The sequence below is a fragment of the Algoriphagus sp. genome (assembly GCF_024642405.1).
Taxonomy (GTDB): domain Bacteria; phylum Bacteroidota; class Bacteroidia; order Cytophagales; family Cyclobacteriaceae; genus Algoriphagus.
On the sequence record NZ_JAHEBC010000377.1, the window covers coordinates 1 to 3,560 of the forward strand.

2 protein-coding genes are annotated in these 3,560 nt (G+C 41.1%); both read right to left on the reverse strand.

Annotation, left to right across the window (positions count from 1 at the left end; translation table 11 throughout):
- Positions 1-1,310, reverse strand: a 1,310-nt coding sequence (locus tag Q0L68_RS18025) for a TolC family protein (protein ID WP_296705650.1), incomplete at its 3' end; no start/stop codon positions are given.
- A gap of 122 nt (positions 1,311-1,432) precedes the next feature.
- Positions 1,433-3,560 (reverse strand): efflux RND transporter permease subunit (locus Q0L68_RS18030; RefSeq protein WP_296705651.1); only part of this gene is annotated, 2,128 nt, incomplete at its 5' end.

A 3,560-nucleotide genomic window follows, 5' to 3' on the forward strand; every position in this document is an offset into this window, starting at 1 on the left:
TTGATTTTGGCTTGGGATTTTAGAATATCCAACTTGGCATCATTAATTCCGATTTTGGCATTGAGCAAAGAGCGTTGCGCTTCGCGCAAATCCAGCGAACTGGCTAGCCCCCTGTCAAATCTATCCTGAGTTCGGGTGAAATTATCGGTGAAGGTAACTAGATCATTTTCTTGCCGGATCAATTTAGACTTTAAAATCAGCAGCTGACCTTGCTCTTTCACAGCTTCTTTGATAAGTTCGTCCGCTAATAATGTGGCTTGAGTCTGATAGTTTTCAATAGCAATCTTAGCGTTTTTTATGCCGCGATTTACCCTAGCTCCATCAAAAATCAAAAAGTTCAGCGAAAAACCAGCCGAGTAGCCAAGAGTTTCCAGTTTAGCTAATTGTTGAGCATCGTTTTCTTGGCGGTAATAACCATAATCTGCAAAAGCATTGAGCTGAGGATATTTGGCAGATTCACTCAACTTTAGCTGATTGTTTGAAACAGAAACAAGCGATTCGTTAATTTTCAGCTGAGGATTTTGCTCGATTACCATTGCTTTCAATTCACTGTTTTCCATCAAAGGCGGATCTTGAAAATCGTAGGTAACCAAATATTCTGTCTCTGGCTCAATTCCCATTAGAAAGTTTAATTCCTTCATCAGATTATTTTTCAAGACCAAGACATCATCAAGCGCATTCAACTCTTGATTGATATCTGTCTGGGCAGCTAGCGCCAAAGCTCCTGTGACTTGTCCAAATTCGATCTGATTCTCTATTCGGCGTAATTGCTCCTTGCTAATTTCCACGTTTTCCATAAGCAATTCTTCTCTACTTTGAAGCTTTGCGATATCGTAATACAATCCCGAGACAGCAAATATTAACTCATTTAAAAGAGCTTCCTGCTCGAATCTAGCGATTGTCTGTTCTTCCTCTAGAATCTGATAACTGTATTTTCCTTGAAATCCTCCAAACAATAAATAGTCCGCCCGCACTCCAGCAGAAAGCGTTGTGGATTGGACACCGTCTGCTTCAATAGTAACCAAGGGAGGATTTTCTTGAAAGGTCCGGATATCAATATTAGCTTGATTTTGACCAAACTTGCCATCAGCTGCAAAACCAATTGTTGGCATCTGTCCAGAATTGCCTCTGAAGAGATTATTTTCTGATATCTCTACCAAGTTTCGTTGGATTTTCAGCTGTTTATTATTTGCGATGGTCAGGTCAATAGCATCTGGTAAGGTCAACAAATCACCTGAAAGTGGAAATTGGGCTTGAGCCTTCAAGACAAATGACTGAACCAGAATTACGAGTACTAGTATCTTTTTCATCTGTAAATAATTTGATTTTTAGCGGTCAGATAGCCTGTCCCGATTTTTCTTCGGGAGAATCTTGCTTGGCTTGTGATCATGCCAATCTGTGTCGCTTCTGATATGCTCGATTTCATGTTTAATTAGGCAAGTTCATTTTTAATTTCTTTCAGCACTACATCGAGATCTTCGGGTTTTTTCTCTGAATTTTTATATCTAATTCGATGCAACTTTACTTTCAACTGGTTGATCAAAAGCAAAATAGATGGAAGAAAAGTAAGTGATAACACCAAACCAAAGATCAACCCATAGGCAATAGCGATTGCAGTTGGCTTGATGAATTGGGCACTTACCGAGTTGCTCAGGAGTAATGGAGCCAAGCCAAAGACAGTGGTGATGGTAGTCAAGACAATCGGTCTAAACCTCGAAATTGCCGAGTCAATTAAGGCATCCTTAATCCTCATTCCCTTTAATAAATTGTCGTTGTACGTTGAAACCAGTACCAATCCATTGTTGATCAAAATTCCCCAGAGAGCGATCATACCCAAGAATGAGAAAATACTTACCGGAATCCCATGGATAAATGTACCCCATGCAATCCCGATAAAAGCAAAAGGAAGCATTGCGAGGATAGCCAGGGTCTTGCCGATGGATCTATAGTTCAACAGCAAAATCACAATGATCAAAAGGAAAAGTAGCGTCGTCGGACCTTGGCTCGAGGCTTGAGTTTTGCCAGAAAGTCGTGCTTCTCCTTCTAACGTATATCGAATAGCTGGGAATTTCTTTTGAATATCAGCCAGGACGCCCGCTTCAGTATCTGCTAAAATTGCCGGTACAGAAACCATTAAATCAGCAATATCTGCCTCCACTCTCAGTTCTCGTACACCGGATTGATGATTGATTTCTGTTACATTGGTTTTGTATTCAAAATCCGCCAATTCATTGATTGGATAGGAAGCACCATTTGGTAAGGAAAGTCTTATGTTCTCCAAATCCTGTATTGACTGACGATCTTTAACATCATATCGTACCCAGATTTTCACTTCCTCATCATCCCGCTGCAAGCTTTGCACCTGCAATCCAAAGAAACCTTTTCGGATCTGATCGAATACTTGTGCTTCTGAAAAACCCAGAAGTCTGGCATTATCTTTCAACCTCATCTCCAACTCTGGCATTCCCTGTTTGTCTGTATCGGTAATGTCTTTTAGGTCTTTTCTGGTTTCCAAATAATCCCGCAGCATGGTCTTGGCTTCACGAAGATCCTCGGTATTTCTTCCTATTAGCGCGATGGAAACAGGTTTTCCAAAAGCTGATAGGCTCTTATAGGCCAAATTGCGAGCTTCCGGAATCGGACCTACCTTATCTCGGATTTTTCCTGCAACCACATACGAAAGGATATTTCTGGTATCTCCTTCCAGCATGTAAATATTAAGAAAGCCTTCGTTGGATTTTGGACCTACCACTTTTTCCACAAAACGAACAACTTGAAGTCCGTCACTTCTCTCGGAAGAATATTCGTCATTCACTTCCCATACTTTAGCTTCAATCAGATCCAACTTTTCTTTAACAATCCGTTCGTCAGTGCCTAGGGGAAGCTCGATCTGTGCAGTAACCATATCCTGGTCGATATTTGGGAAAAAGGTACTTTTGATCAGGCCTGAACCTAAAGCCATCACCGTCAAAACCATGATACCTATCACCACGAGTACCGGAATAATCGGGAGCTTCATACTTCCACGAATCACTTTAGCATAAAAGAAATCCCGAAACCTAAGAAGGGAATTATTGGTGATTTGGGTTAATTTCCAAGGCTTATCATCTCTTCGCAAAGCTTTGGATCGAGCAATGTGCACAGGCAGAAAGAATAAACTTTCCAGTAAAGCAATAAATAAAGTGGCACAAACCACAAAGGCAACGTCGGAGAAATAATCCCCCAGTTGTCCATCGAAAAAGAAGAATATACTGAATGCACATGCCGTCGTAATCAAGGAGGATACAATTGCAGGGATCACTTCAATGGTTCCTTCGATGGCGGCTTGTAGCGGAGTGAGCCCTTTCATGAATTTCTCGTAGATATTCTCAGCAACTACCACCCCATCATCCACGATCACTCCCAGCACAATAATCGTCCCGAAAAGTGACACTTGATTAATCGTCAGATCATAGAAATAGCTCAGGGTAAACATTCCCAGAAGTGCAACCGGAATTTTGAACGCAACCCAAAATGCGATTCTTGGATCTAGAAATAAGCCTAATACGATCAAAACAAGC